This window comes from Amycolatopsis sp. Hca4 (genome assembly GCF_013364075.1).
Classification (GTDB): domain Bacteria; phylum Actinomycetota; class Actinomycetes; order Mycobacteriales; family Pseudonocardiaceae; genus Amycolatopsis.
The window spans coordinates 7,200,776-7,227,138 of sequence record NZ_CP054925.1; the positions used below are offsets into that span (position 1 = coordinate 7,200,776).

The following is a 26,363-nucleotide window of genomic DNA, read 5'->3' on the forward strand; positions in this document are numbered from 1 at the left end:
CCGGGACGCCGGTGGCCCACCCCATGGCCTCCTCCCCACGGTCTTCCCTAGCGTCGGGAAGAAAGCCGACCTCGGGGGTGGCAGTGTCCGTGCAAACCGAAGTCAGACCCGCCGGAACGACGCCGAAGTGGTGGCGACGGCCCTGGGTGGCGCCGCTCGCCCTGGTCGTCGCCGTCTTCCTCGCCTTCTCCGTTCCGCCCTACCTCACGCTCGATCCCGGGCGGTCGCGCGTGCCCGCGCCTGCCGGGTTCGCCGCGCACTACTGGCTGCTCGTCGCGCACATCGCCTTCGGGACCGTCGCCATCGCCGGGGTGATCCTGCAGGTCTGGCCGTGGCTGCGCCGGACGCACCCGGTCGTCCACCGCCGCGTCGGGCGCGTCTACGTCTTCGGCGGGGCCATCCCGGCGGCCGTGATGGCCGCGGCGATCGGCGCGGTGAGCCCGTTCGGGCCGGTCGTCGCCGTCCTCGACGTCGTGGCCGCGTTGCTGTGGCTCGCCTTCACGATCGCCGGGTGGCGGGCGATCCGGCAGCGCCGGTACGGCGAGCACCGGAAGTGGATGATCCGCAGCTTCGCGATGTGCATGAACACGCTGATGTCCCGTGCGCTGTCCCCGATCGGCTTCCTGGTGGTCATGCCGCGGGGCTTCGACAAGGAGACGATGATCCTCAGCGCCGCCACCGTGTCCGGGGTGCTGAGCGTCCTGACCCTGCTGCTGCTCAGCCAGTGGTGGATCGAGCGGAAGCCAGCCAGCGCGCGATGATCGTGCGCTGGATCTCCGACGCGCCTTCGTAGATCCGGGGTGCCCGGACCTCCCGGTACAGGTGCTCCAGCAGGTGCCCGCGCCGCAGCGCGCGTGCACCGTGGAGCTGGACCGCCGAGTCGACGACGAACTGGGCCGCCTCGGTGGCGAACAGCTTCGCCATCGCCGCGCGGCCGCCGAGGTTCGGCTCGCCCGCGTCGTAGGCACCCGCCGCCGCGTAGACCAGCAGCCGCGCCGCTTCCGTGCGGGTGGCCATCTCGGCCAGCGTGTGGGCCACCGCCTGCTGCTTGATCAGCGGCCCGCCGAAGGCTTCCCGCTCGCCGGTGTGGTCCACCGTGGCGTCCAGTGCCGCCTGGGCCATGCCGACGGCGAACGCGCCGACGCTCGGGCGGAACAGGTCCAGGGTCCGCATCGCCACGGCGAAGCCGCGGTTCTCCTCGCCGAGCAGCTCCTCGCGCCGGACCTCGACGCCCTCGAACGTCACGGTGCCGATCGGGTGCGGGCTGACCAGGTCGAGGTGCTCGCCGCCGAGGCCGGGGCGGTCGGCCGGGACGACGAACGCGCTCACCCCGCGCGAGCCCGCGTCCGGCGTCGTGCGGGCGAACACCGTGTAGAAGTCGGCTTCGGGGGCGTTCGAGATCCACATCTTTTCGCCGGTGAGCCGCCAGCCGTCGCCGTCCGGCTCGGCGGACAACGACAGCGCGGCCGCGTCCGAGCCCGCGTCCGGCTCGGTCAGCGCGAACGCCGCCACCGCGTCGCCTGCCGCCACCGCGGGCAGCCACTTCGCGACCTGTTCGTCCCTTCCGGACTGGAGGACCGGGTAGCTTCCCAAGCCCTGCAAAGCCAGCGCCGTCTCGGCCTCGGTGCTCACCGTGGCGAGGTTCTCGCGCAGGATGCACAGGTCCGTCGCGGCCGCCTGCCTCGACGGCGTTCCCGAGGCGACACCGGGGAAGAGCCGAGCGAGCAAACCGAGCGCGCCCATCGCCTTCAGCAGCGGCCGGTTGACCGCACCCTCCACACCGGACTCGGCGAGCGGGAGCAGCTGCTCGTTCGCCAGCTTCCGCACGTCGGCGGCGAACGCCTGCTGCTCGGGGTTCAGCGTGAACGTCATGACGAAGCTCCCGGTCGCCAGCGGGCGTGTGCGGTACCGGCGGGACCGGACCGGACGAGGTCGAGACGCGGCTCCGGCCCGTCGGAGCGGCCCGTCTGCGGCTTGCGGCTGCCCGCGGCGAACGGCTTCGGCCACGGCATCGGGTAACCCTGCTCGGCCGCCGCGTGCAGCGTCCACTGTGGATCGTAGAGGTGGGTCCGGCCCAGGGCGCAGAGGTCCGCGCGCCCGGCCAGGACCAGCGAGTTGACGTCGTCGTAGGAGGAGATCGCGCCGACCGCGATCACCGCGATCCCGTACTCCTCGCCGATTTCGTTGCGGATGCGGTCGGCGTACGGGGTCTGGTAGCTGCGGCCGTACTGCGGGCGTTCCTCGCTGACGACCTGGCCGGTGGAGACGTCGATGCCCGCGGCGCCGTGGGCGGCGAACGCCCGCGCGATCTCGACGGCGTCGTCGGCGTCGATGCCGCCTTCGCACCAGTCGGTGGCCGAGATCCGGACGGTCATCGGCCGCTCGGCCGGCCAGGCGGCCCGGACCGCGTCGAAGACCTCCAAGGGGAAGCGCAGCCGGTTGTCCAGCGAGCCGCCGTAAGCGTCCGTGCGCTGGTTCGTCAGCGGCGAGAGGAACGAAGACAGCAGGTAGCCGTGCGCGCAGTGCAGTTCGAGGACGTCGAACCCGGCCCGGCCCGCAGCCTCGGCGCACGTGACGAACTGATCGCGGATTTCCGCGAGCTCCGAAGTGGACAGTTCACGCGGAACCTGGTTCCGGTCCGAATAGGGCAGTGGTGAAGGCGCGCACACCTCCCAGTTGCCGGTCGGCAGCGGCTCGTCGATGCCGTCCCACATGAGTTTCGTCGAGCCCTTGCGCCCGGAGTGTCCCAGTTGGACGCCGATCCGCGCCGGCGTCTGCCCGTGCACGAAGTCGACGACCCGCTTCCACGCGGCTTCCTGTTCCGGCGTGTACAGCCCGCCGCAGCCGGGGGTGATCCGGCCTTCGGGGGAGACGCAGACCATCTCGGTCATCACCAGGCCGGCGCCGCCCAGCGCCTTGCTGCCCAGGTGCACCAGGTGGAAGTCGCCCGGCACACCGTCCACAGCGGAATACATGTCCATCGGGGACACGACGATCCGGTTGGGCAGCTCCAGCCCGCCGAGGGAGAACGGCTGGAACATCGGCGGCCGCGATGTCGTCCCGAGCTTGCGCGCGAACCAGTGGTCCAGCTCGGTGGCGAACTCCGGGTCGCGCAGGCGGAGGTTGTCGTAGGTGACGCGGCGGCTGCGCGTGAGGAGGTTGAACGCGAACTGCGGCGGCTCCTGGTGGGCGTACTGCGCGATGTTCTCGAACCACTCGAGGCTGGCCTGCGCGGCCCGCTGCGTCGACGTGACGACCGGCCGCCGTTCCAGCTCGTAGGCCTTCAGGGCCGCGGTGACGCCGTCGGTTTCGTGCAGGCACGCGGCCAGCGCGAGCGCGTCCTCCATCGCCAGCTTCGTGCCCGAGCCGATCGAGAAGTGCGCGGTGTGCGCGGCGTCGCCGAGGAGGACGACGTTTTCGTGCACCCAGGTCTCGCAGCGGACCGTGCCGAAGGAGACCCACTTCGAGTTGTTCGCCAGCACCTGGTGGCCGTCGAGGACGTCGGAGCACAGCTCGCGGATCAGCGCGATCGACTTCTCGTCGCTCTCGCCCGGCTTGAGCGCGGTGGCCGCGATCGGGCCGAACGTCCGCTGCCAGACGTCCTCCTGCACCTCGAGGATGAACGTGCTGCCGTCGCGGCCGTACGGGTAGCCGTGGATCTGCATGATCCCGGCCGGCGTTTCGAGGACGTAGAACTTGAAGGCGTCGAACACGAGGTCCGTGCCCAGCCAGATGTACCGGCACCGGCGCGTCTCGACGCTCGGCCGGAAGGTCCCGGCGTACCGGTTCCGGACGGCGGAGTTGACCCCGTCGGCCGCGACGACCAGGTCGTAGCCGCTCAGGTCGGCGGGGGCGTCCTCCCGGAAGTGCAGGCCGACGCCGAGTTCGCCGCAGCGGCTCTGCAGGATGCCGAGCAGGCGCTTGCGGCTCATCGCGGCGAAGCCGTGGCCGCCGGAGGTGGTGACCGTGCCGCGGTAGTGGACGTCGATGTCGTCCCAGCGGGCGAATTCCGCCTTCATGGCGTCGTGGACGGCCGGGTCGGCGTGCTCGATGCCGCCGAGGGTCTCGTCGGAGAACACGACGCCGAAGCCGAAGGTGTCATCGGGGGCGTTGCGTTCCCAGACGGTGATTTCGTGGCCGGGACCGAGCTGCTTCGCGAGCGCGGCGAAGTACAGACCCGCCGGGCCGCCACCGATGACCGCGATTCGCACGTCGTCCAGGGTATGTCGTGGTGCGTACGACCGTCAATGAGGCGAAAGATGGCGTACGGTGTCTTCTCATGGAACGCATCAACCCGCCGGAGCTGGGCAAGCCGTCCGGGTTCTCGCACGCGGTGGTGGCCGAGGGCCGGGTGGTCTTCCTCGCCGGCCAGACCGCGCTGGACGCGTCGAACAAGATCGTCGGCGAGGGGGTGGTCGAGCAGTTCGAGCGCGCGCTGGGCAACCTGCTGGCGTCCCTGCGCGCGGCGGGCGGGTCACCGGCGGACCTGTGCAGCGTGACGATCTACATCGTGGACATGGCCGACTACCGCAACCACGCCCGCGAGATCGGCCGGGTGTGGAAGCGGCTGGCGGGAACGGAGTACCCGGCGATGGCGGGCATCGGCGTGTCCCGGCTGTGGGACGCGGAGGCGCTGGTGGAGGTGCAGGGGTTCGCGGTGCTCAGCCGAGGTTGATCGCCCTGGCGACGTACGCCCTCGCCGGGGTCTCCAGCTTCGCGTGCAGCTCGAAGAACAGCTCCGCCGCACGGATCCCGGACCACCCCGCCGGCAGGAACTCCGCCGGCAGGCCCGGGTCGAGGTACGGCATCCGCCGCCAGCCGGTCAGGACTCGGACGTAGTCGGCGAATGCCTGCTCGTCCGTCACCGTCTTGCGGCGCAGTGCCGGGCCGTGCTCGTCGAGGAACGTCGTGTACAGCTCGTCCAGGCGGTCGAGGTCCCACCAGTCGCGGACCTTCGCCGCGACGTCGCCGAAGGCCAGGTGGTCGGCTCGGAACAGGTCCGCGTACCCGGCCAGGCCGAGGCGGGTGAGCGCTTCCTCGGTCGCCGCGTGGAGGTGGGCCGGGGCGATCCAGACGCCGGAGGCCGCCGTGCCGAAACCCATCCTGGCCAGCTGGGTGCGCAGCAGGTGGCGCTTGTGGCGCTCGGTCTCGGGCACCGAAAACACCGCGAGCAGCCAGCCGTCCGCCGGGGTCGCGCGGCCGCGGCGGAAGATCCGCTCGTCGCCCTCGCGCAGGATTTCGCGGGCTTCGTCGGACAGCTCGTAGCCCGCCGTCGCGTCGCGGCGGACCGCTTCGAGGATCCCTCGCCGCTTCAGCCGGGAGATCGACGAGCGCACCGCGGGCTCGTCGACGCCGACGGCCGCCAGCAAATCGATCAGCGACGCGACCGAGAGCCAGCCGCCCTCGGTGCGCGAGTAGAGGCCGTACACCGTCACGATGAGCTGGCGAGGCTGGGCGGACCGGCCGGAGCCGTCCAGTTCGGTTGCCTCGGGTACGGCCGTCATCGCGCCACGATAGCAACCCCGGCCGGTCCGCTCCGCTACGATTTCGCCGCGATGCTGCCAGCCACCAAGGGGATCTTCGACCGGCTCACCCGCCGGGGCCGCCTGATGACCAAGCGGACCTGCGACCGGCAGGGCCACGTGCTGCGCTCCGGGCGCTTCCTGTTCCGCACCCCGACCGCGTGGGAGTACGCCGCCGCCGTGGCCGGGGGCAGCGATCCGGCCGCGCAGCGGTGGCTCGGCTGGCAGCGCGACTCGATCGTCGCCGAACCGGCGCGGGCCGACGCGCTGCGGGTCGTGCCCGGCACCGGGCCGGACTGGGCGTCACCCGATCCACAGTCCGTCGACCTGGTGATGATCGATCTCGAAGCCAACCGCTGCGCCGGGCTGGTGAGCGTGCACACCGGCGAAGACGGCGGCCCGGAGACCGGCGGCTACCTCGCGCCCGCCTACCGCGGCCGCGGCCACGGGCGGGTGCTCTTCGCGGCCGGGCTGACGCTGGCCCACGACCACCTCGGCCTGCCGCGGGTGCGTGCCGGCGCCGAGGTCGGCAACATCGCCAGCGCGCGGTCGCTGCAGGCCGCCGGGCTCCTCCGCGTCGCCGGCCCGCCGACGTACCGGCTGCCGGACGGCCGGGTCACCGAGGCGTGGTGGTTCCAGCACGACGTCCCGCGCCCGGAACGCTGTGGTGGCCCGCAAGCGACGTGGTTCCCGGCGGCCTCCCTGCTCTGAATCTTTCGGGGGTTCCGGGTGGCGGAGCCCCCGGCCCGGGGCGAAGCCCCGGTTGTCACAGTAACTTCGGCGCTCGCCGACGTTTTCCGCCGCTAACTTCGCGGTATGACTTCGCTTTCCGCGCCGGTTCCGCCCGTTCCCTCCGACGTGCCGCGGGGGAGCATCGCCTGGCTGCGCGCGTCCGTGGCCCGCTTCAGCAACGGCCTCGACCACGTCCGGCGGCGCGCGCTGGCGGTGGACCTCTTGGCCGCTGTCGACGCGGATGCCTTGCAGGACAGCGCTTTTGCACGTACTCGGCGGCTGGTGGCCGGACTCGACGTCGTCGACGTGATGGCCGGGATCGCGCGGCCGGTGCCGGTCGGGGTGCTCGCCGAGGCGCTGGGCCTGCCGGACGTCTCGGCCGACGTGGTCCCGGTCGCGGCGGCCTACCACCCGCACGTCGAGCCGGGCGCGGCCGCCGAAGCGGCGTTGACCCGGCTGCTCGCGGTGTGCGGCGGCCCGACCGAGCTCGCCGCCGCCCGGATCGGCCTGCTCGTCCAGGCCTGCGACGCCACGGCGGGCCTCATCGGCAACGGGCTTTTGGCGGCGCGGCACGGAAAACCGGCGGAGCAGCCGGTACTGGCCACCCGCCGCCGGATCGACAGCGCCGACGTCACGGTGTCCCTCGCCGGGACGCCGTTCGGGGCCGGGCCGCGCGCGTGCCCGGGATCGCGGCACGCTGTCGCCCTGGCGGCCGGTGTTCTTGAGGCGTTGCACGGGTTTCGCCTGACGGAAACGGAAATCTCGTGGGTTCCGGCGCCGAATCTCCGGATGCCCGCGGTTCTGCTGGTGACCCGCGGCGGCCTTCTGCTAAGACTTACCGCGTTCATTTCTCGGGGGAAGGCGGGGAATTGCTGTACTTCAACGGCCTGCTCGGCGTCGTCACGTTCGGCTTGTGGATCTTCTGCCTGGTCGACGTGATCACCACCGACGAGGGGTCCTGCCGCAACCTGCCGAAGGGGCTGTGGCTGCTGCTCGTGCTGGTGGTGCCGCTGGTCGGCTCGCTCATCTGGCTGGTCGCGGGGCGTCCGCAGCAGGCGGCGCGGGCGCGCGGGCCGTACGAGCGGAACGCGCCGGCGTTCCCGGAATACGACCGGCCGGGCCGGTTCGCCGCGACGAACCCGGAAGACGACGAGGAATTCCTCCGCCAGTGCCGGGAACGCGCGGAAGCCCAGCGCCGGCTGGCCCGCGAAAAGCGCGGCGACGCCTAGCAGGCCGGTCCGTCGCAGGTGCCGCGTTCGTAGGCTTCCAGCGTGGCGATCACCAGCTGACGTTCGGCGGGGGTCAACGGCGTCAGCGCGTCACTCCAGGCTTTCGCGCCGCGCGCGAGCCAGGCGTCGACGGCCGGCCGCTTGTCTTCGGTGATGCTGACGATCGTGCGGCGGCGGTCGGCCGGGTCCTCGTCGCGGTTCAGCACGCCCTGGCGGCTGAGGTCGCCGACCATCAGGCTGGCCGTGGTCGGCGCGACCTGGAGGCGGGTGGCGAGTTCGGTGACGGTCATCGGGCCGTCGAAGAGCAGGTAGGAAAGCAGCGAGAGGTGCCGGGGCGCGAGCGCGCAGCCGTTCAGCTCGGCCGGCACCGGCGTGCGCTTCGCCCGGCCGACCAGGCGTGGCATCAGCAGCAGGAGCTGCCGCACGCCGTCTTCGACACTCGGTCCGGCCTCCGTTGACACCACTCACCTCCCGTCGGTAGCTTTGTTTGCAAAGCAAACACTTGTCTCGAGCGTACCTCGCGCCCGTTCGAGCCTACCGGCCAGAAACAAGGGGATCCCATGACCACGCCAGCCGACATGAACGAGTTCAACAAGCAGGTCGTCGAGGAGTTCCGCGCCAACGAGGGCAAGGTCGGCAACTACTTCGAGGGCAAGAACGTGCTCTTGCTCACCACGATCGGCGCGAAGACGGGAGCCGAGCGCCTGTCCCCGCTGGTGTACACGAAGGACGGCGACCGCTACGTCATCGCGGCCTCGATGGGCGGCGCGCCGAAGAACCCGGCCTGGTACCACAACCTGGTGGCCAACCCGAAGGTGACGGTCGAGGTCGGAACGGAGAAGTTCGAGGCCACGGCAACGGTGATCGCCGACCGCGCCGAGCGCGACCGCCTGTACGCGGGCATGGTGGCGCACGCAGAGGGCTTCGCGGAGTACGAGACGAAGACCGACCGGGTCATCCCGATCGTGGTCCTGGAGCGCTAGGAGCCGATCGGCGCCGGCGTGGGCTCGGCGCGGGTCTCGGCAGGACGTTCCGCTTCCCGCCGCTGCTCGCGCCGGGCTTCCTTGGCCGCGATGATCCTCTTGCCCACGTCGATCAGCGGCTTCTCCACCCAGCGGTGGATCAGGTCCGCGATCGCCAGGCCGACGATGAACACGGTCACCGCCGAGACCGTCCGGTGCGGTGCGAGCCCCGGCACTGCCTGGACCACCGCGAAGTGCACCGGCCCCTGCAGCAGGTACAGCGAGTACGACCGCTCCCCGACGAAGCGCATCGGGGCCGTGCTCAGCAGCCAGCGCAGCGGGCCCGGGCTGACCAGCACGATCAGCAGCAGCATCGTCAGCCCCGCGTACGCCACCAGCAGCCACAGGTTGTTGCGGGTCTCGTGCCAGAGGTCGTCGAAGTTCGTGTGGAGCAGGGCGAACGCCGCCACGATCGGGATCGCCGCCAGCGGGTGGGTCAGGGGCTTCAGCAGGGTGTAGCCGCGGCGGTAGTGCAGCAGGATCGCCAGCAGGCAGCCGCCCGCCAGGATGAAGTAGTGGATCGTCGACCGGTAGATCGCCGTCTGGGATTCGTTCAGGACGAAGCCGCCGGTGGTCAGCGGGACCAGGGCCAGCAGGGCCACCATCGACGCGCCGACCAGCAGGAACTTGCGCTTGGCCGCGCCGATCCCGATCGCCACCAGCAGGAACGGCCAGACCAGGTAGAACTTCTCCTCGATCCCCAGCGTCCACGAGCCGCTGAAGAAGTTGTCCGTTCCGGTGGTGGCCGCCGGCAGGAACTCGTTGAGGAACGTCAGGTAGTACTTCAGCGCCTGCGGGAAGTCCCGCGAGTAGAACTCGCCGCGCAGGATCACGAACGCGACGATCCCGCCCAGGATCACCAGGTACGGCGGCAGGATCCGGAACACGCGCCGGATGTAGAAGTTCGACAGCGAGATCCGGCCGGTCCGGTCCTGCTCGCGCAGGAGCAGCGTGGTGATCAGGAACCCGGACAGCACGAAGAACAGGTAGACGCCGACCCAGCCCGACAGCCACGTCCAGTTCGGCCCGCCGAAGTGGAAGAAGATGACCATCGTCGCGGCCAGCGCGCGCAGGCCGTCGAGCCCGGGGAACCGCCGCATGCCGAGGTAGTCTTCGTGACTCATCGTGCGCAAGACGGTTCCCCTAACGGTGTGATCAGGCCGGCCGAGTATATGGCGCCCGGTTCCGGCCCGATTCCCCGCCTCACCCGGCCCGGAAGACGTTCCCGGCGTCGTACCGGCGCTTCAGCTCCCGGAGCCGCCGCAGGTCGGCGGCCGGGAAGACGCTCTCCGCGACCTCCTCCGGCGCGTGCTCGCCGTAGACGAACGGCAGCAGCCGCCCGGTCGTCCACGGCGCCAGCGCGTCGAACAGCTTCGCGTGCGCGCGCCGCACCGCCGCGACCCCGTCGGCGCCGACCACCGACAGCGCCCGGACGACGAACTCCGCCGAGCGGTCCCAGCCCACACCCGGTGTCTCCGGCGTCCGGGCGAGCGCGCCACCCAGCCGGTCGACGATCAGCACCGGCGGCGCGGCCGCGCCCGGGCCCGCGTGCTCGACGACCGCGTCGAGCATGGCGTCGTTCAGCTGGGAAACCGTGGCGTTGGTGCCGTGGTAGCCGTGCGGCTGCCGCGGCTCGGCCGCGATCGACCCCGACTCGGTGAACGGCAGCCGCCGCAGCGTGTCCGCCAGCGCCGGGGCGACGGCCCGGAGCGGCGCCACGAGGTCGTCACCGTTCTCGCCGAGGTAGGCGATCCGGACCTGGGCGACGTGCTTCCCGCGCAGCGGCTCCGGCACCATCGGCAGGTCGGGGTACGGGATCAGGGCCACCGACGTCGTCAGCGTGTCCGGCGCGGCCGCCGACCACGTCCGCCAGGCCCGCAGCACGGCGGGCACGTCGGCGCTGTCGAAGGTGAGGCTGCCGCCGTAGAGCTCGCGCACCGGCAGGAGGCCGAACTCGATCGCCGTCACGACGCCGAAGCCGTCGCGGCCGCCGCGCAGGGCCCAGAACAGGTCCGAGCCCGGCTCGACGCGCCGGAGCTCGCCGTCGGCGGTCACGACGTCGAGCGCGCGGACATGGTCGGCGGCGCGCCCGTACCGGCGGGCCATCAGGCCGAAGCCGCCGCTGAGCGTGTAGCCGACGACGCCGACGTCCGGGGACGAGCCGCTGAGCGGCGCCAGCCCGTGCTTCCCGGCGGCTTCGAGCACCGCCTCCCACCGGGCACCCGCCTCGACGCGGGCGGTGCGGGCCGCGGCGTCGATCTCGACACCCGTCAGCCGCCGGGTGCTGATCAGGAGGCCGTCGGTGCCCGTGGTCAGGCCGTGCCCGGTGGCCTGGACGGTGACGCCCAGCCCGTGCTCGGCCGCGTAGCGCACCGCGGCGGCGACGTCCTCGGCGCTTTCGGCCGCGACGACGGCCGCGGGCGAGGTGGGCACCGCCGTCTGGAAGCCGGCGACTTCTTCGGCGTACCCGTCCTGACCTGGGCGGAGGATGTTCATCTCGGCTCCTTTCGTTCCTGCTTCCAGCTTCGGGGGAACGCGATCAGAAGTCCAAGATCTGGTTTTTCTGCCGACTAGAATCAGTGCTTATGGAACTGCACCAGCTCGCGTACTTCGTCGCCGTCGCGGAGGAAGGTGGCTTCACGCGCGCGGCCGAGCGGCTGCACGTCGCCCAGCCCGGGGTGAGCGCGCAGGTCAAACGCCTGGAACGGGAGCTGGGGCAGGAGCTGCTGGACCGCTCCGGCCGGACCGTCCGGCTCACCGACGTCGGCGCCGCGGCCCTCCCGCACGCCCGGGCCGCACTCGCGGCGGTGCAGGGGGTGCGCGAAGCCGTCGAAGAGCTCGCCGGGCTGGTCCGCGGGCAGGTGGCGATCGGCGCGGTGACGTCGGCGGGGCCGGTCGGGCTGCCCGACCTGCTGGCCGGCTTCCACGAGCGGTACCCGGCGGTCGAGATCACGCTCTCGGAGGCCAACTCCGACACCATGCTGGCGGGGTTGCGCGAGGGCCGGCTCGACCTCGCCGTCGTCGGCCTCGCGGCGGACCCGCCGCCCGGGATCGCGACCCAGGTGCTGCTCGACGAGCCGTTCCTGGCCGTCACCGCGCCCTCCGGTCCGCTGGCCGGCCGCGAGGAGGCGGAGATCCCCGAGCTCGACGGCCTGCCGCTGATGGCGTTGCCCAAGGGAACGGGCCTGCGGACGGCGCTCGACGCCGCCTTCGCGCGGGCCGGGCTGACGCCGCGGATCGCGTTCGAGGCGGCCGACCCGAACGTGCTGGTGCAGCTGGCCATGCGCGGGCTCGGGGTGGCGATCGTGCCGGAGTCGCTGGCCCGCTACCACCAGTCCGAGCTGTCCGTCGTCGAGCTGCTCGGGCCGGGGCTGCGCGGCGTGCTGGCGCTCGCGTGGCGGACGGAGGGGCCGCTGAGCCCGGCCGCGCGGGCGTTGATCGCGTTCGCCCGGGCGGCTTACCGCTCTTGACAGGTCGTCAACAGGGGCGCTCTCATCGGGTGATGACCGAGACCGCCCTCCGCGACGCCGTCGTCGGTGCCGGGCTGCTGGCCGGCAGCGCGAACGTGATCATGCAGCTGTCCCGCGCGCCGGTCGGGCACGGCGTCCTGGAGAGCCGGGTCGACAGCGGCAACCTCTTCCGCCACCCGGTGAAGCGGACGCGGACCACGCTGACCTACCTGGCGGTCGCGACGATGGGCACCGACGCCGAGCGCGCGGCCTACCGGAAGGCCGTCGACCGGGCCCACGCGCAGGTGCGCTCGACCCCGGCGAGCCCGGTCGCCTACGACGCCTTCGACACCGACCTCCAGCTGTGGGTCGCGGCCTGCCTGTACAAGGGCTTCGAAGACGTCTACCTCGCGTTCGTCGGCGGCGAGCCGGAGCGGTTCTACGCCGAGGCCGCCGCCCTCGGGACCACCCTGCAGGTGCGTCCGGAGATGTGGCCCGGCGACCGGGCGGCCTTCGAGGCGTACTGGGCCGGCGGGCTGGCCGAGGTCGGCATCGACGACACCGTCCGCCGCTACCTCACCCGGATCGTCGACCTGGAGTTCCTGCCGCCGGTCTTCGCCCGGCCGGGACGGCGGTTCCACCGGTTCGTGACCACCGGGTTCCTCCCGCCGCGCTTCCGCGACGAGATGCGGCTGCCCTGGACCGCGGCCGACCAGCGCCGCTTCGACGCGCTGCTCGCCGCGGTGGGCCGGGTCGTCCGCGTCCTGCCCGGGCCGCTGCGGCGGTTCCCGTTCAACCTCTGCCTCCTGGATCTGCGGTGGCGGCTGCGGACCGGACGACCGCTCGTTGGGAGTTGACCGCCTCCCGCGGGGGCGCGAGGGTGGGCGCATGAGCGGCGATGAAGAAAGGCACGGCGTCAAGCTGAGCAGTCTCGACCAGGAGGTGTTCCCCGACGCGGGTGTCACCAAGCGGGAGATGCTCGACTACCTCGAAGCGGTGGCGGACCGGATGCTGCCGGAACTGCACGACCGGCTGCTGAGCGTGGTGCGGGTGCTGCGCGGCCAGGGTCCGTTCATGCAGAAGAACCTGCCGAAGTACACGCCGGACTGGGTGGAGCGGCGGGCGCTGTGGGCCGACCGCTCCCGGCGCGAAGTCACCTACGCGCTCTGCAACGACCTCCGCACGCTGCTGTGGTTCGGCAACCAGCGCGCGATCGAGTACCACACGACGTTGTTCCGCGGCGAGCCCGCGAACGGGCCGACACACCTGATCCTCGACCTCGACCCGCCCCCGGACGCGGACTTCTCGCTGGCCGTCGGCGCCGCGAAGCTGGTGCGGGAGGCGTTGCGCAAGGACGGCCTCGACGGCGCGGTGAAGACGAGCGGTTCCAAGGGCGTCCACGTCTTCGTGCCGCTCGCGCCGGGGCAGTCCACGGAGGACATCGCGGCGGCGACCCGCGCGGTCGCGGCCCGTGCCGAGCGGATCGACCCGGCGCTGGGCACCACGGAGTTCGTGCTCGAACGCCGGGAGGGCAAGGTGTTCCTGGATTCGACGCGGGCCGGCGGCGGCACGGTCGTCTCGGTCTACAGCCCGCGTCACCGCCCGGGCGCGCCGGTGTCGTACCCGGTCCGCTGGGCTGACCTCGACGGCGTCAAGCCGGGCGACTTCACCGTGCACACGGTCCCGGGCCTGCTGGGTGAGGTCGACCCGTGGACCGAGGAGATGCCGGAGCCGTTCGTGCTGCCCGCGGACCTGGTGGAGGAGGGGCACACGATCCCGATCGCCAGGGTCGCGGCGATGCACGAGGGCAAGCGCCGGGCCCGCGCGGCCCGCGAATCCGGCGAATCCGCGTAACGCAACGGTCGGTTCGCGTACCCGGAGGGTCGGTTGGCGTACCCGGAGGGTCGTCTCAGGCGGCCTGGTTGTGGCCGTAGCCGAGCGGGCGGGGCAGGGACGCGCGGGTGAACGTGATGATCCGGGCCGGCGCGACGCGGTGCCGGGCCAGCCAGACGACGTCCCGCCCGAACGACCACGTCAGCGAAGCCAGGGCGAGCGCGACCGCGGCGAACGTCAGGGACAGCGGCAGCAGGCCCGACACCGCGACGACGAGGACCACGCCCTGCACCGCGGCCACCGTCTTGCGGGCCATGCTCGGGTACAGCGGTGCGGTCAGCCACGGCATCGTCCACGACGCGGCGACGAACACGTAGCGCATCAGGCCGATCGCCAGCACCCACAGCCCGAGCGTGCGGGACACCTGGATGCACAGCAGCAGGATCAGGAACGCGTCGACCTCCATGTCGAAGCGCGCGCCGAACTCCGACGCCGTCCCCGTGCGCCGCGCCACCTGGCCGTCGAGGCCGTCCAGCAGCAGCGCCACGCCCACCAGGCTGACCAGCCAGCCGAGGGAGAACCCGCCCTCGGCGATCAGTTCCGCGGCACAGCCGACGAGGATCGCGCGGGCGAAGGTGATCCAGTCCGCCGGCCCGAACGCGGGACGGCCGCTGCGGCGCAGCCCCCACTCGGTGAGCAGCACCAGCGCGAGGCCGTACACGACGCCGGTCGCCCATGCGAGCAGGGAGAACCCGCCCGCGAAGACCCCCGCGGCGAGCACCGGCGCCGGGATCACCGCACGCAGGAGTAGGTCGTGTTTGATCATCGTCGACTCCGCGAATTGCTCATAGGGTGGCGACACCAGCCTCCGGTCGCCCGCTGAGGAGAAACACGTGGAACAGGCTTTCTGGGTTCAAAGTCCCGGCTCGGGACAGCTGCGCGAGGAGCGGCTGCCCACACCGGGGCCGGACGACGTGCTCGTCCGGACGCTCTGTTCCGGGGTGAGCCGCGGCACCGAAACCCTGGTCTTCCGCGGCGGTGTCCCGGCGAGCCAGCACGACGTCATGCGCGCGCCCTTCCAGGAGGGCGAGTTCCCCGGCCCGGTCAAGTACGGGTACCTCAACGTCGGCGTCGTCGAACAAGGCCCGGCGCACCTGCAGGGCAAGACCGTCTTCTGCCTCTACCCGCACCAGACCGCCTACGTCGTCCCGGCGAGCGCGGTGACGCCGGTGCCGGAGGCCGTCCCGCCCGGACGCGCGATCCTCGCCGGCACGGTCGAGACCGCGGTGAACGCCGTCTGGGACGCGCGGCCCCGGCTCGGCGACCGGATCGCCGTCATCGGCGCCGGGATGGTCGGCGCCAGCGTCGCCAAGCTCCTCACCGGCTTCCCGGCGACCCGGGTCCAGCTGGTCGACGTCGACCCGGCCAAGGCGGACATCGCCGCCGCGCTCGGCGTCGGCTTCTCGGCTCCCGAGGAGGCCCTCGGCGACTGCGACCTCGTCGTGCACGCCAGCGCGTCCGAAGCCGGCCTCGCCAAAGCACTGGAACTGCTCGCGCCGGAAGGCGAAGTCGTCGAGCTGTCCTGGTACGGCGACCGCCGGATCAGCGTCCCGCTCGGCGAAAACTTCCATTCACGGCGGCTGACGATCCGCAGCAGCCAGGTCGGGACGGTCGCGCGGCCGGACCGCAGCTACGCCCAGCGCCTCGGCGTGGCACTCGATCTGCTGGCCGATCCGGCCTTCGAAGCGCTGGTCAGCGGCGAGTGCATGTTTGAAGAGCTGCCGTCCGTGTTACCCCGGCTGGCCACGAATGAACTTTCCGCCTCGTGCCTCCGTGTCATGTATCAGCCGCAGTGACCACGTCCACCCGAACGCATCGGAGGTCTTGGTGTTCAGCATCACCGTCCGTGACCACGTGATGGTCGCCCACAGTTTCCGCGGGGAAGTCTTCGGTCCCGCGCAACGCCTGCACGGGGCGACCTTCCTGGTGGATGCGACGTTCCGGCGGGCCGAGCTCGACGAGGACAACATCGTCGTCGACATCGGCAAGGCCACGGAGGAGCTCAAGGCGGTGCTGAGCGACCTGAACTACCGCAACCTCGACGACGAGCCCGAGTTCAAGGGGATCAACACCTCGACCGAGTTCCTCGCGAAGGTCATCGCCGACCGCCTGGCCGACGCCGTCCACGCCGGACGCCTCGGCGAAGGCGCGCGCGGCCTCGAAGCGATCGCCGTCTCCCTGCACGAATCGCACGTCGCGTGGGCGAGTTACGAGCGTGCACTGTGAACAGCCTCTACGTGGTCCTCCCCGGGGACGTCGACGACTCGTCCGTCCCCAGTGGCGGCAACACCTACGACCGGCGGATGTGCGACCGGCTCGGCGAGGCCGGCTTCGACGTGCACGAGATCGCCGTCTCCGGCAGCTGGCCGCGGCCGGACACCGAGACCCGCGCGGTCCTCGGCCACCTGCTGTCCGCGCTGCCGACCGGCTCGGCCGTGCTGCTCGACGGCTTGGTCGCCTGCGGTGTCCCCGAGGTCGTCGTCCCGCAGGCGCGCCGGCTGTCGGTGTCGGTGCTGGTGCACCTGCCGCTGGCCGACGAGACCGGCCTGCCGCCCGCGCTCGCCGCCGAGCTCGACGCGCTGGAGCGCGAGACGCTGCGGGCCGTCGGCTCGGTCGTCGCGACCAGCGAGTGGGCCGCGCGCCGGCTGATCGACCACCACGGCCTGGCCCCGCACCGCGTGCACTCGGTGACGCCGGGCGTCGACCCGGCACCGCTCGCCGTCGGCACCGACGGCGTCTCCCGCCTGGTCTGCGTGGCCAACGTGACCCCGCGCAAGGGCCAGGGCGTGCTCGCCCAGGCACTGGAGACCGTCGCCGACCTGCGCTGGACCTGCGAATGCGTCGGCGGGATCCGGCGCGAGACCAAGTACGTCGAGCGGCTGCGCGAGCACCGGCTCGGCGCCCGCTTCACGCTCACCGGCCCGCGCACCGGCCGGGCGCTCGAGGCGACCTACCACACCGCCGACCTGCTCGTGCTGCCTTCGCGCGCCGAGACCTTCGGCATGGTGGTCACCGAGGCGCTGGCCCGCGGCGTGCCGGTGCTGACCACCGACGTCGACGCGCTGCCGGACACGGTCGGCGTCGCCCCGGACGGCTCGGTGCCCGGCATGCTCGTCCCCGGCGACGACGTCCCGGCGCTCGGCGCCGCCCTGCGCCGCTGGCTCACCGAGCCGGCGCTGCGCACGCAGCTGCGCGCGTCCGCCAAACTGCGCCGCGAGACCCTGACCGGCTGGGACGACACCGCCCGCCGGATCGCCGACATCCTCCTCCGGCAGGAGGCGGCGGCATGAGTGGCTTCCAGCCCGACTGGCTCTACCTGCGCGAACCCGCCGACGCCGCGGCCCGCGCCACCGAACTCGTCGAACCGCTCCGCGACTTCCTGCCGGAGGACTTCGTCGTCCGCGACCTCGGCTGCGGCACCGGCTCGCTCGGCCGCTGGCTGGCCGCCCGCCTTCCCGGCACCCAGCACTGGATCCTGCACGACCACGACACCGAGCTGCTCAGCCACGCGCAGGCCAGCCTGCCGGGCACCGCGCTCGACGGCAGCCCGGTCGACGTCGTCGCCGAGCAGCGCGACGTCACCGCGCTGCGGGCCGCCGACCTCGCCGGGACGTCGCTGGTCACCGCCTCCGCCCTGCTCGACCTGCTGACCAGGGACGAGATCACCGCGCTGGCCACCGCCGTCGTCGAAGCGGGCTGCGCGGCGCTGCTGATGCTGTCGGTCACCGGCAAGGTGGAGCTCTCGCCCGCCGATCCGATCGACCCGGCCATCGCCGCCGCGTTCAACGCCCACCAGCGGCGGGTCACCGAAGACGGCCGCCGGCTGCTCGGCCCGAACGCCGTCGACGTCGCCGCGACCGCGTTCGGCAGGCTCGGGGCCCAGGTCCGGCGCGCCGACAGCGCTTGGCGGCTCGGCCCGGACCAGGCGGAACTGCAGCGGCAGTGGCTCGAAGGCTGGGTCGGTGCCGCCGTCGAGCAGCTGCCCCACCTGCGCCCGGTCGCCGACGTGTACCTCCAGCGGCGGCTGGAAATGGCGGCGGCGGGCGAGCTGCACGCGGTGATCCACCACGGCGACCTGCTGGTCCTGCCGCCGAGCCTGGAGGTGGCGGCGTGAAGCGCGCACTGGCCTGGCTGCGGATCCTGGGCGCGTTCGCCATCCTCGGCGTCCTCGTCTGGCAGCTCGGCAGCGCCGCCTTCCTCGACGGGCTCGCCCGGATCAGCGCGCCCGGCGTGCTGGCCGCCCTCCTCATCGGGTTCGCGACGACGCTGTTCAGCGCCGGCCGCTGGCAGGTCGTCGCCACCCGGCTCGGCCTGCGGCTTTCGCTACGCACCGCGGTCGGCGACTACTACCGCGCGCTGTTCCTCAACGGCGTGCTGCCCGCCGGCGTCCTCGGCGACGTCCACCGCGCGGTCCAGCACGGCCGCGACAGCGGTGACGTGCCCCGTGGCGTGCGGGCCGTCGTGCTCGAACGCACCGCGGGCCAGATCGTGCTGATCGCTTCGGCGGTCACCGTGGTGCTCGCGTCGCCGTCGGTCGTGCCCGGCGCGTTCCGGGAGGTCGTCGTGGGGGCCGGGGTGGTCGTGGTGCTCGCCGCCATCGCCGGTCTCGTCGTCGGCCGCCTGCTCGGCGGGCAGTGGATCCACAGCTCGTCGAAGTTCCGCCGCGGCTTCGCCGTGACCCTCGCCGACGTGCGCCTCGGCCTGCTGACCAGGGAGACGTGGCCGAGCGTTGGCTTCCTGTCCGTCGCGACCCTGGCCGGGCACCTGGCGCTGTTCGTCGTCGCCGCCCGCGTCGCCGGGGTCGGCGCGCCGGTGTGGCAGCTCGTGCCCCTGATGGTCCTCGCGCTGCTCGCGATGGGCCTCCCCCTGAACGTCGGCGGCTTCGGCCCGCGCGAGGGCGTCTGCGCCCTGCTCTTCGGCGCGGCCGGTCTGGGGGCCGCCCAAGGTGTCACCGTCGCTGTCGTCTACGGCGTGCTCACGCTGGTCGCGAGCCTGCCGGGCGCCGGTGTCCTGCTCGTCCGGAGCGTCGCCGGGTTCCGCGTGACCCGCGCTCCGCACACCGGTGCCGTGCCCGCTCCGCGCGTTGCGGCCGGCACCGGGATGGAATCGGAAGTGGGGTTGAAGTCATGACCGCAAGTGAGGTCGTCGGGGATCTGCCGCGCCGGGCCGTGGTCGAGCGGGTGGTCGAAACCCGGTTGCCGACCCGGTACGGGACGTTCCGCGCGGTGGGTTACCTCGACCGCACCGGCACCGAACAGGTCGCGCTGGTGTACGGCGACGTCGCCCCGCTCGGTGCGCTGGTCCGGGTGCACAGCGAGTGCCTGACCGGCGACGTCTTCGGCTCGACGCACTGCGAGTGCGGCGACCAGCTGGCGGCGGCGCTGGACCGGATCGTCGAGGAAGGCGCGGGCGTGCTGGTCTACGTCCAGGGCCACGAGGGCCGCGGGATCGGCCTGCTCGCGAAGCTCGAGGCGATGCGCCTGCAGCAGGACGAGGGCCTCGACACGGTCGACGCGAACGTGGTGCAGGGCCTGCCGGTCGACGCCCGCGACTACCACGCGGCGGCGGGCATCCTGGCCGACCTCGGCATCCGCTCGGTGCGGCTGCTGTCGAACAACCCGGCGAAGGTCGAACAGCTCAACCGCTACGGAATCCGGATCAGCGAGCAGGTTCCGCTGCTGGTTCCGCCGAACCCGGAGAACCTGCGGTACCTGCGCACGAAGGCCGAGCGGATGGCCCACCTGCTGCCGCACCTGGACCAGGCGTTCTCAGGCGCCTAACACTGCGAGGACGCCGGCGAAGCGCTGGACCAGCGTGTCCAACAGGACGTGCCCCTTCGCCGCACTCGCCAGCGAAGGACGGCCGACCACTCCCGACTCCGTGTACGCCCGCAGGCCCCGCGTCAGCAGGTGTTCCCGGTCGGTGACGTGGTCGGCCGTTTCGTAGCCGGGGCGGACCAGGTGCGGGTGGGCGTGCAGCAGGATCGACGTCTCCAGCTCGCCCGCGTGCATGTCGTCGTCCAGCGACGTCCGCAGGCCGGCCGCGGTGTGCGCCGCCTGCCAGTCGGCGACGCCGGGGAACAGCGCCATCGCGCCCGCCGCCTCCTGGACCACATTGGACAGTACGTAGTTGCCGCCGTGCCCGTTGACCAGCACCAGCCGCTCCACCCCCGACGCACGCAGCGACGCGGCGACGTCGGTGACCACCGCGTGCAGCGTGGGTGCCGAGATGCTCACCGTGCCCGCCCACCCGGCGTGCTCGTGCGAGCACGAGATCGTGATCGGCGGCAGGTGGAGGACGGGGTGGGCGGCGGCCACCGCGCCGGCGATGGTGGCCGCGATCACCGTGTCGGTGGCCAGGGGGAGGTGCGCGCCGTGCTGCTCGAAGCTGCCCACCGGCAGCACCGCGACCGACGCCCGCCGCTGCTGCTCGTCTGCGGTGGTGGCGAGCGGGAACAGATCGGTCATGACCGCGGCCCTTCACTTAGGTTGGTGACATGACCGAGCATGCCGCACTACTGGACATCGCGCGCGAAGCCGTCGCGAAGGCAACCGGCATCGTCCGGTCGCGCCCGAGCTTTTCGGTGTCCGCGAAGGGCGATCGCGACCTGGTGACCGACGTCGACACCGCGGTCGAGGACGCGCTGCGGGAGTTCCTCGCCGCCGAGACGCCCGAGATCGGGATCCTCGGCGAGGAGCGCGGCCGCAGCGGGGACGCCGGCGGCCGCTGGTGGGCGCTCGACCCGATCGACGGGACGGCGAACTTCGCCCGCGGCATTCCACTCTGCGGGATCTCCCTGGCCCTCGTGGACGGCGAACACAGCACGGTCGCCGCGATCACGCTGCCGTACCTCGGCGTCACCTACACCGCCGCGCGCGGCGAAGGCACCTTCGCGAACGGAACGCGCGTGGGCGCTTCTACCGCGACGGAAATGTCCGACGCCATGATCGCCGTCGGCGACTTCGCGATCGGCGAGCTCGCCGAGGAGAAGAACCGCGCCCGGCTGACCCTGCTGACGGACCTCGGCGCGCGGGCGCAGAAGATCCGGATGCTCGGCACCGCGGCGATCGACCTCGCCTGGGTCGCGGACGGAAAGCTCGACGCCGCACTGATCCTGTCCAACAATCCTTGGGACACCATGGCCGGCGTGCTCCTCGTGCGCGAGGCCGGCGGCGTCGTCGTCGACCGCGACGGCAGCGAGCACACGGTCGGTTCCGCGGCGACGATCGCCGTCGGCGCGGGGCTGCGCAAGGAGATCGTGGACGCACTTGATCGCGCGTACGGGGTTGTTCGTTAGGATTCCGGGGTACACGTAAGCGGCGCCACAGCGCTGGTTTGCGCTGTCCGCGCAAGGTTTTCGGCTACGTTGGTACCGGTCGGCCGCCCGGGCTGGCATGCTGACCGGATCTCGTCGGCCACTTCGGAGAATGGTGGATGCTCGTGGAAAGTCGCCGGATCCGCGATCGGTACCGGCTGCTCGAGCCGATCGGCGGCGGCGCGATGGGCACGGTGTGGCGGGCCCAGGACGAGAAGCTCGACCGCACCGTGGCGATCAAGGAACTCCTGCTGCCGCACGACCACGACGAGCAACGCACGCAGGAGGCGAAGAATCGCGCGATGCGCGAGGCGCGGATCGCCGCCCGGCTGCAGCATTCCCACGCGATCACCGTGTTCGCCGTCCTCGAAGAAGAGGACCGGCCGTGGCTGGTGATGGAGTACCTGCCGTCGAAGAGCCTGGCCCTCGTGCTCGGCGAGCAGCCGGCCACGGTGGACGACGCCATCCGCGTCGGCGTGCAGATCAGCTCGGCGCTGGCGGGTGCGCACCGCGCCGGGGTCGTGCACCGCGACGTGAAGCCGGCCAACATCCTGGTCTCCGAGGACGGCACGGCGAAGATCACCGACTTCGGCATCTCGCGCGCGATCGGTGACGTCAAGCTGACGGCCACCGGCGAGATCGCCGGCACGCCCGCGTACCTCGCGCCCGAAGTGGCCCGCGGCGAGGACGCGGACTTCGCCGCCGACGTCTTCTCCCTCGGCGCCACGCTGTACGCCGCCGTCGAGGGGCAGTCGCCCTACGGCGTCGCCGACAACCCGATCGCCTTGCTCTACAAGGCCTCCAGCGGCGAGATCGTGCCGCCGGAGAAGGCGGGCCGGCTGACCCCGCTGCTGCTGCGGATGCTCGCCTCCGAGCCGGCCGAGCGGCCGTCGATGGACGAGGTCGAGCAGGAGCTGCGGGCGCTGCTGCCGGACCCGGAGCCGGGCGAGTCGGTCCTCGCGGCGACGGTCCCCGAGGCCGAACCCGCGGTCGTGCCGACCGTGCCGGCCGCGGTCGCCGTGCCCGCGGGCGAGGTCACCGCGGTGTCGCCGGGCGCGCGCAAGGGCCTGATCGCGGTCGGGGCCGGCGCGGCGCTGCTGTGCGTGGCCGTCGTCGTGGCCATCCTGCTGGTCGTGCGGCAGAAGCCGCCGTCGGACAACGCCGCCCCGCCGCCGCCGTCGGAGACGCCGTCCACCTCGGCGTCCGCGGCGCCGCCGGCCACACCGTCTTCTTCGTCGTCCCCCTCGCCGACGCCGCCGACTTCGGCGCCCTCGACGTCACCGACGGTTTCGACGGTGGCCTCGTCGAAGACCCCCGTCGATGCCCTCACGGCTTACTACGGGTTGCTGCCCGGCAACCCGGCGGCGGCCTGGGACCTGCTCACCGCCAAGTTCAAGGCGTCCCGCAGCCAGACGTACGAGACGTACAAGAGCTTCTGGAGCAAGTACAAGCAGGTGAACGTGATCAATGCGCGGGAGGCCGGGCCCAACCGCGTGGCCGCGACGATCACCTACGACGGCGGGAACGCCGAGAACGACATCTTCACCCTCGTCCAAGAGGGCGGCGTCTGGAAAATCGACTCGCAGAGCAAGTGAACCTTCCCGGCCTGGGGTGCGTGTGACGTATGAGCCGTCACCGCCGTCGACCCACGCTGGAGGTAGCCGTGCCCGTTCCCACCGCTCTGCCCCGGCGCGCGCGATGAGGCCCGCCGACCCGATGGTGTTCATCCTGCCGGCCGCGCCGCCGGGTACCGACACCTACGACAAACGGATGTGCCAGAACCTGCCTGCCGTCGGCCAGCCGGTGCTGGAACTGCCGGTCGCAGGTGACTGGCCGGAGCCCGACGCGACGGCGAGACGGAGACTGGCGCGGTCCCTCGCCGCGCTGCCGGACCGGACGGTCGTGCTGCTCGACGGCACGATCGCTTCCGGCGTTCCGGAGATCGTCGTCCCGCACGCCCGGCGGTTGCGGCTGGCCGTGCTGGTGCACCAGCCCCTCGCCGACGAGCCGGGGCTCGCCCCGGCACACGCGGCGGAGCTGGACGCGTGCGAGCGCGAGACGCTGCGGATGGCCGGGATGGTCGTCGCGACCAGCCCGTGGCTGGCCCGGCTGCTGATCGACCGCCACGACCTGGACCCGGGCCGCGTCTACGTCGCCAAGCCCGGCACCGACGCGGCCCCGCTCGCCGCGGGCGCGGACGGTGTGTCCCGGCTGCTCTGCGTCGGGGACGTGACCCGCCGCAACGGCCACGACCTGCTGATCCAGGCCCTCGGCGAGGTCGACCACCTGGCGCTGTCGTGCGTGTTCGTCGGTTCCCTCGAGGCGGACCGGGCGTACGTCGACGAGCTCGGCTGGACGATCGAGCGACTCGGCCTCGGCAACCGCATCACCCTGGCCGGCGACGCGGTCGACCTGGGAGCGGCCTACAACGCGGCGGACCTGCTGGTCATCCCGGCCCGCGCGGCGACGTCCGGGATGTTCGTGGCCCAGGCACTGGCCAGGGGTATCCCGGTGCTGGCGACGGAGGTCGGCGGGGTCCACGACGCCCTCGGCGTGGACGCGGACGGCGAGATGCCGGGCGTGCTGGTCGAGCCGGACGACCCGTACGCGCTGGCGGACGCGTTGCACCGCTGGTACGCGGACCCGGAGCTGCGCCGGTCGCTGCGCACGGCGGCCCTCGGCCGCGGAAGCGCGCTGGAGGAGTGGGACGTGGCGGCCCGCCGGTTGACGCACGTGTTGTCGCGGCTGGCGTCCGAACCGAGGATCGTCGCTTGACGGTATTGCCGGGGTGCTGAGATTCCACGACCCTGGCCCGATGGCACCCCAGTCCCCGCCACCCGATTCCGAACGCGGCTTCCTCGAAGTCGCCGGCCGCGACCCGGACCGCCCGCTGCGCGACCAGTTCCTCGGCTTCCGCGACCTGGTGTCGGCCGACATGGACTGGGTGGACAGCCGCAAGAGCCAGTTCCGCGTCCGCGCGTCGATCGTGCGGGTGAGCGCCCTGCTGCTGACGGCGGCGTCGACCGTGGTGCTCGGCATCCAGGAGATCCCGGCCCGCGCATCGATCGCGCTGCCGATGGTCGCCCTGGTCACCGTGCTCGGCGGGCTCGAGACGTTCTTCAACTGGCGCTCGCGCTGGGTGCTGATGACGGAGACGAGGTACCGCTTCAACCGCCTCCGCGACGAGCTGGACTACTACATCGTCACGACTCCCGCGGCCGAGCTGAGCCGCGGCCGGCTTGCGGAATTCTTCACCAAGCACCAGGTCGTCTGGGACGAGACCAGCCGCCAGTGGGTCGAATTCCGCAAGCTCGACCGCCCGCCACAGGCCCCCGAAGCCCGCGGCTGAGGCGATGCCCTTCACGGCTCGCGCTTCGTGCCGCCGTCCTCGCCCAGCGCGATCTTGCCGGTTCGGCGGTATCGGGTGGCAGGGTTGCGCACCTTCTCCTCGGTCGCTTCCACCAAACCTTCACTGCGAAGGATGCGGAGCCAGTAGGCCACGGTCTGGCCGGTGAGGCCGGTGGCCGCGGCCAACTCGACGCGCGAGCGTTCGCGTCCCTCCAATGCCTTGAGGAGCTCTCCGCGGCGGTCGGACCGCCGCACACCGGAACCGGCCGAACCGCCGCTCGGTAGCAGTGCGGGCGCCAGCCGATAGCGTGCCCAGCGACGGTTTCCGGTCTGCACCACCAGCTCCCGCGCGATCAGATCGCCGAGTTCTTGAGTTGCCACGCGAGAGTCGACGCGGGTCTCCGTCCGATAGGTCTGGTTGTCGAGGTAGCCGCCTTCCCGGAGTATCGCGAGGCCGACGCACTGGCTTTCCGACAGGCCGTGTTCGCCCAGTGAGTTGAGCCAATCGACGGTTTCCTCCCCGAGGAGCGTGTGATTCGGGAAGGTGACGCTGAACGTGCTCACCCTGTTCTTGAACTCCGGGAGGCTCATCCGCGCGGTGCGAAGGGCGTTGATCATCGTCCGGATTCCGGAGCCGCGGTTTTCACAGACGGCGTGGGTGCCGCCGGGCCACGGCACGTCCTCCAGGAGCCGGAGGAGGCTGGCGTTGCGTGCCGACGAGACACCTTCCTCGCCCAGTTGGTCTTCGGTCACCGGCCCGAACAACCCGCCGGGATTCCGGATGGTGAGCCGGTCGGGATACATCTCGATCTGTACCTGGGTGCCGCGCGCCTCCGGCGAGAGGTCACGGTGGACAAGTGCGTTGACGATGGCCTCGCGCAACGCGGCTTCGGGGTACTGCCAGATGTCTGCACGGCCGGCCCCGCGCACGACTGATCGACGCGTCATGTTCTTCCGGACGGCCAGGAGGGTATCCCGGACCATCACCGGTATCGGTCCTTCGGCCACCACGTTGTCCACGAAGCGTTCGCCGGTCTCCGTGTTCGCACCCTCGGCGGTCGGGTAGTGGACGAAGGTCACCATCAGCTGGGGAAAGGATTCCTGCGGATAGCTGCCGAGGGAGAGCAGGCCACCCACGCTGGCGACGATGGTGCCGTCGTCGTCCGCCACCAGGGCTTTGGCCCGTTGCAGTGCGGCAACGTCGTCGAGTTCGCCGAATGCGTAGGGGCGGCGGGTGCGGAGCCGATTCAGCAGCGCGGTCACCAGCGTCGCGTCGAAATCGGCGAGGCCGGTGCCGGGCACGGGAGCCTCGTCGTCTTTCGGTTGTCCACGGCTCGCCAGCAGGAGCTGCACTTCATAGCTGGTGAGCTTGCGATCCCCGTCTCCGACCCGGACGAAGCTGCCCTGGGTCATTCCGGCGCCGCGGCTGAAGCAGGGCTTGCGGTTCGGAGCGAGCTCAGGAATTTCGGCGACCAGGACCTTTGCGTCTTCGAAGTCGTGGATGCCGATGTGCGGCCGCACGGGCGGCTCGAGGTCGGTCGCGCACATCGCCGCCAGATCGGACGACATCTTCGCCGGATCGGATAGGCCGGTCGCGGCGAAGTCCCTCCCTCGTCCAAGCCGAGGATCAGCGTGCCGCCTCGGGTGTTCGCGAAGGCCACAACTGTTTCCCGGGCGGAACGGGGCAAGCCTCCCTGCGCCTTCTTGACCTCGACGTCGGACACGTCGCTGCCGAGAAGGCGCAGGTTCTCGACGATTTCCGTGAGCTCTTCGTCCTGCACCCTCTGCTCCGTCACACCAGTAGCATGCTAATAGCCATGTTAGTTGACATGACTATTAGCATGCTACTTAGG

At 71.9% G+C, this 26,363-nt stretch carries 29 protein-coding genes; 19 read left to right on the forward strand and 10 right to left on the reverse strand.

The window, feature by feature from the left end:
• The first annotated feature begins 89 nt into the window (after positions 1-89).
• Positions 90-761: a DUF2306 domain-containing protein gene (locus HUT10_RS32540; protein ID WP_254897112.1), complete on the forward strand. Its 672-nt coding sequence runs from the start codon at positions 90-92 to the stop codon at positions 759-761.
• Here HUT10_RS32540 and HUT10_RS32545 read toward each other — a convergent pair.
• On the reverse strand, positions 718-1,872 hold the full coding sequence (locus tag HUT10_RS32545; protein WP_176174684.1) for an acyl-CoA dehydrogenase family protein: 1,155 nt from the start codon (positions 1,870-1,872) through the stop codon (positions 718-720). The genes HUT10_RS32540 and HUT10_RS32545 overlap by 44 nt on opposite strands.
• Positions 1,869-4,211 carry a bifunctional salicylyl-CoA 5-hydroxylase/oxidoreductase gene (locus HUT10_RS32550; RefSeq protein WP_176174685.1) on the reverse strand — a complete coding sequence of 781 codons (2,343 nt, stop codon included), beginning with the start codon at positions 4,209-4,211 and terminating at the stop codon, positions 1,869-1,871. Before HUT10_RS32550 ends, HUT10_RS32545 begins: the two co-directional genes overlap by 4 nt.
• A gap of 68 nt (positions 4,212-4,279) precedes the next feature.
• On the opposite strand from HUT10_RS32550, the gene HUT10_RS32555 reads away from it, so the two are divergent.
• Positions 4,280-4,675: a RidA family protein gene (locus tag HUT10_RS32555; RefSeq protein ID WP_176174686.1), complete on the forward strand. Its 396-nt coding sequence runs from the start codon at positions 4,280-4,282 to the stop codon at positions 4,673-4,675.
• Here the strand turns inward: HUT10_RS32555 and HUT10_RS32560 are convergent.
• Entirely contained in the window at positions 4,662-5,504 is an 843-nt protein-coding gene (locus tag HUT10_RS32560; RefSeq protein ID WP_176174687.1) for a PaaX family transcriptional regulator C-terminal domain-containing protein, read from the reverse strand. The two genes, HUT10_RS32555 and HUT10_RS32560, sit on opposite strands and share 14 nt — an antisense overlap.
• Positions 5,505-5,555: 51 nt before the next feature.
• Here HUT10_RS32560 and HUT10_RS32565 point away from each other — a divergent pair, with 51 nt between their 5' ends.
• From HUT10_RS32565 to HUT10_RS32575, 3 genes are all read left to right on the forward strand, one after another.
• On the forward strand, positions 5,556-6,233 hold the full coding sequence (locus HUT10_RS32565) for a GNAT family N-acetyltransferase (protein WP_176174688.1): 678 nt from the start codon (positions 5,556-5,558) through the stop codon (positions 6,231-6,233).
• A gap of 105 nt (positions 6,234-6,338) precedes the next feature.
• The gene (locus HUT10_RS32570) at positions 6,339-7,193 is read left to right on the forward strand and encodes a cytochrome P450 (RefSeq protein WP_254897113.1); all 855 of its coding nucleotides are present in this window, start codon (positions 6,339-6,341) and stop codon (positions 7,191-7,193) included.
• Positions 7,124-7,483 carry a PLDc N-terminal domain-containing protein gene (locus HUT10_RS32575; protein ID WP_176174689.1) on the forward strand — a complete coding sequence of 120 codons (360 nt, stop codon included), beginning with the start codon at positions 7,124-7,126 and terminating at the stop codon, positions 7,481-7,483. Before HUT10_RS32570 ends, HUT10_RS32575 begins: the two co-directional genes overlap by 70 nt.
• Here HUT10_RS32575 and HUT10_RS32580 read toward each other — a convergent pair.
• On the reverse strand, positions 7,480-7,944 hold the full coding sequence (locus tag HUT10_RS32580; RefSeq protein ID WP_176174690.1) for a MarR family winged helix-turn-helix transcriptional regulator: 465 nt from the start codon (positions 7,942-7,944) through the stop codon (positions 7,480-7,482). The two genes, HUT10_RS32575 and HUT10_RS32580, sit on opposite strands and share 4 nt — an antisense overlap.
• A 99-nt stretch (positions 7,945-8,043) precedes the next feature.
• Here HUT10_RS32580 and HUT10_RS32585 point away from each other — a divergent pair, with 99 nt between their 5' ends.
• Complete coding sequence (locus tag HUT10_RS32585) at positions 8,044-8,466, forward strand: nitroreductase family deazaflavin-dependent oxidoreductase (RefSeq protein WP_176174691.1); 423 nt, start codon at positions 8,044-8,046, stop codon at positions 8,464-8,466.
• On the opposite strand, the gene HUT10_RS32590 is transcribed toward HUT10_RS32585, so the two are convergent.
• Both HUT10_RS32590 and HUT10_RS32595 read right to left on the reverse strand, forming a co-directional pair.
• Positions 8,463-9,629, reverse strand: coding sequence for an acyltransferase (locus tag HUT10_RS32590; protein ID WP_254897114.1), 1,167 nt, complete (start codon positions 9,627-9,629; stop codon positions 8,463-8,465). The two genes, HUT10_RS32585 and HUT10_RS32590, sit on opposite strands and share 4 nt — an antisense overlap.
• A 79-nt stretch (positions 9,630-9,708) precedes the next feature.
• Entirely contained in the window at positions 9,709-11,001 is a 1,293-nt protein-coding gene (locus HUT10_RS32595) for an FAD-binding oxidoreductase (protein WP_176174693.1), read from the reverse strand.
• Between the two features lie 89 nt (positions 11,002-11,090).
• Between HUT10_RS32595 and HUT10_RS32600 the strand changes: the two genes are divergently transcribed.
• From HUT10_RS32600 to ligD, 3 genes are read left to right on the forward strand one after another with little or no spacing between them, the layout of a single operon-like run.
• Entirely contained in the window at positions 11,091-11,975 is an 885-nt protein-coding gene (locus HUT10_RS32600; protein WP_176174694.1) for a LysR family transcriptional regulator, read from the forward strand.
• Between the two features lie 32 nt (positions 11,976-12,007).
• The gene (locus HUT10_RS32605; protein ID WP_176174695.1) at positions 12,008-12,811 is read left to right on the forward strand and encodes an oxygenase MpaB family protein; all 804 of its coding nucleotides are present in this window, start codon (positions 12,008-12,010) and stop codon (positions 12,809-12,811) included.
• Positions 12,812-12,842: 31 nt separating this feature from the next.
• The gene (gene ligD, locus HUT10_RS32610) at positions 12,843-13,808 is read left to right on the forward strand and encodes a non-homologous end-joining DNA ligase (protein WP_176174696.1); all 966 of its coding nucleotides are present in this window, start codon (positions 12,843-12,845) and stop codon (positions 13,806-13,808) included.
• 55 nt (positions 13,809-13,863) lie between these two features.
• Here ligD and HUT10_RS32615 read toward each other — a convergent pair whose 3' ends face one another.
• Positions 13,864-14,613, reverse strand: coding sequence for a CDP-alcohol phosphatidyltransferase family protein (locus tag HUT10_RS32615; RefSeq protein ID WP_176174697.1), 750 nt, complete (start codon positions 14,611-14,613; stop codon positions 13,864-13,866).
• 67 nt (positions 14,614-14,680) lie between these two features.
• Between HUT10_RS32615 and HUT10_RS32620 the strand changes: the two genes are divergently transcribed.
• Genes HUT10_RS32620 through ribA form a run of 6 tightly spaced genes read left to right on the forward strand, consistent with a single transcriptional unit; the run spans position 14,681 to position 19,627 of the window.
• Entirely contained in the window at positions 14,681-15,643 is a 963-nt protein-coding gene (locus tag HUT10_RS32620; protein WP_176174698.1) for a zinc-binding alcohol dehydrogenase, read from the forward strand.
• A 31-nt stretch (positions 15,644-15,674) separates the two neighbouring features.
• Entirely contained in the window at positions 15,675-16,073 is a 399-nt protein-coding gene (locus HUT10_RS32625) for a 6-carboxytetrahydropterin synthase (protein WP_176174699.1), read from the forward strand.
• Positions 16,070-17,137 (forward strand): glycosyltransferase family 4 protein, encoded by a 1,068-nt coding sequence (locus HUT10_RS32630; protein WP_176174700.1) that lies wholly within the window; start codon positions 16,070-16,072, stop codon positions 17,135-17,137. The genes HUT10_RS32625 and HUT10_RS32630 overlap by 4 nt, the downstream gene beginning before the upstream one ends.
• A complete protein-coding gene (locus HUT10_RS32635; RefSeq protein WP_176174701.1) occupies positions 17,134-17,961 on the forward strand; it encodes a class I SAM-dependent methyltransferase in 828 nt (275 codons plus the stop codon). Before HUT10_RS32630 ends, HUT10_RS32635 begins: the two co-directional genes overlap by 4 nt.
• Positions 17,958-18,977: a lysylphosphatidylglycerol synthase transmembrane domain-containing protein gene (locus tag HUT10_RS32640; protein ID WP_176174702.1), complete on the forward strand. Its 1,020-nt coding sequence runs from the start codon at positions 17,958-17,960 to the stop codon at positions 18,975-18,977. The genes HUT10_RS32635 and HUT10_RS32640 overlap by 4 nt, the downstream gene beginning before the upstream one ends.
• A complete protein-coding gene (ribA, locus tag HUT10_RS32645) occupies positions 18,974-19,627 on the forward strand; it encodes a GTP cyclohydrolase II (protein WP_176174703.1) in 654 nt (217 codons plus the stop codon). The genes HUT10_RS32640 and ribA overlap by 4 nt, the downstream gene beginning before the upstream one ends.
• On the opposite strand, the gene HUT10_RS32650 is transcribed toward ribA, so the two are convergent.
• On the reverse strand, positions 19,616-20,314 hold the full coding sequence (locus HUT10_RS32650) for a creatininase family protein (RefSeq protein ID WP_176174704.1): 699 nt from the start codon (positions 20,312-20,314) through the stop codon (positions 19,616-19,618). The two genes, ribA and HUT10_RS32650, sit on opposite strands and share 12 nt — an antisense overlap.
• 29 nt (positions 20,315-20,343) lie before the next feature.
• Here HUT10_RS32650 and HUT10_RS32655 point away from each other — a divergent pair, with 29 nt between their 5' ends.
• From HUT10_RS32655 to HUT10_RS32670, 4 genes are all read left to right on the forward strand, one after another.
• The gene (locus tag HUT10_RS32655; RefSeq protein ID WP_176174705.1) at positions 20,344-21,144 is read left to right on the forward strand and encodes an inositol monophosphatase family protein; all 801 of its coding nucleotides are present in this window, start codon (positions 20,344-20,346) and stop codon (positions 21,142-21,144) included.
• Positions 21,145-21,281: 137 nt separating this feature from the next.
• Positions 21,282-22,757 (forward strand): serine/threonine-protein kinase, encoded by a 1,476-nt coding sequence (locus tag HUT10_RS32660; RefSeq protein WP_176174706.1) that lies wholly within the window; start codon positions 21,282-21,284, stop codon positions 22,755-22,757.
• A gap of 121 nt (positions 22,758-22,878) precedes the next feature.
• Entirely contained in the window at positions 22,879-23,937 is a 1,059-nt protein-coding gene (locus HUT10_RS32665) for a glycosyltransferase family 4 protein (RefSeq protein ID WP_176178129.1), read from the forward strand.
• Positions 23,938-23,977: 40 nt separating this feature from the next.
• On the forward strand, positions 23,978-24,511 hold the full coding sequence (locus tag HUT10_RS32670) for an SLATT domain-containing protein (protein WP_176174707.1): 534 nt from the start codon (positions 23,978-23,980) through the stop codon (positions 24,509-24,511).
• Between the two features lie 11 nt (positions 24,512-24,522).
• Here the strand turns inward: HUT10_RS32670 and HUT10_RS32675 are convergent, their stop codons facing one another.
• Entirely contained in the window at positions 24,523-26,031 is a 1,509-nt protein-coding gene (locus HUT10_RS32675) for an ATP-binding protein (protein ID WP_368660790.1), read from the reverse strand.
• Entirely contained in the window at positions 25,920-26,306 is a 387-nt protein-coding gene (locus HUT10_RS52280) for a helix-turn-helix domain-containing protein (RefSeq protein WP_368660791.1), read from the reverse strand. The genes HUT10_RS32675 and HUT10_RS52280 overlap by 112 nt, the downstream gene beginning before the upstream one ends.
• Positions 26,307-26,363: the final 57 nt, after the last annotated feature.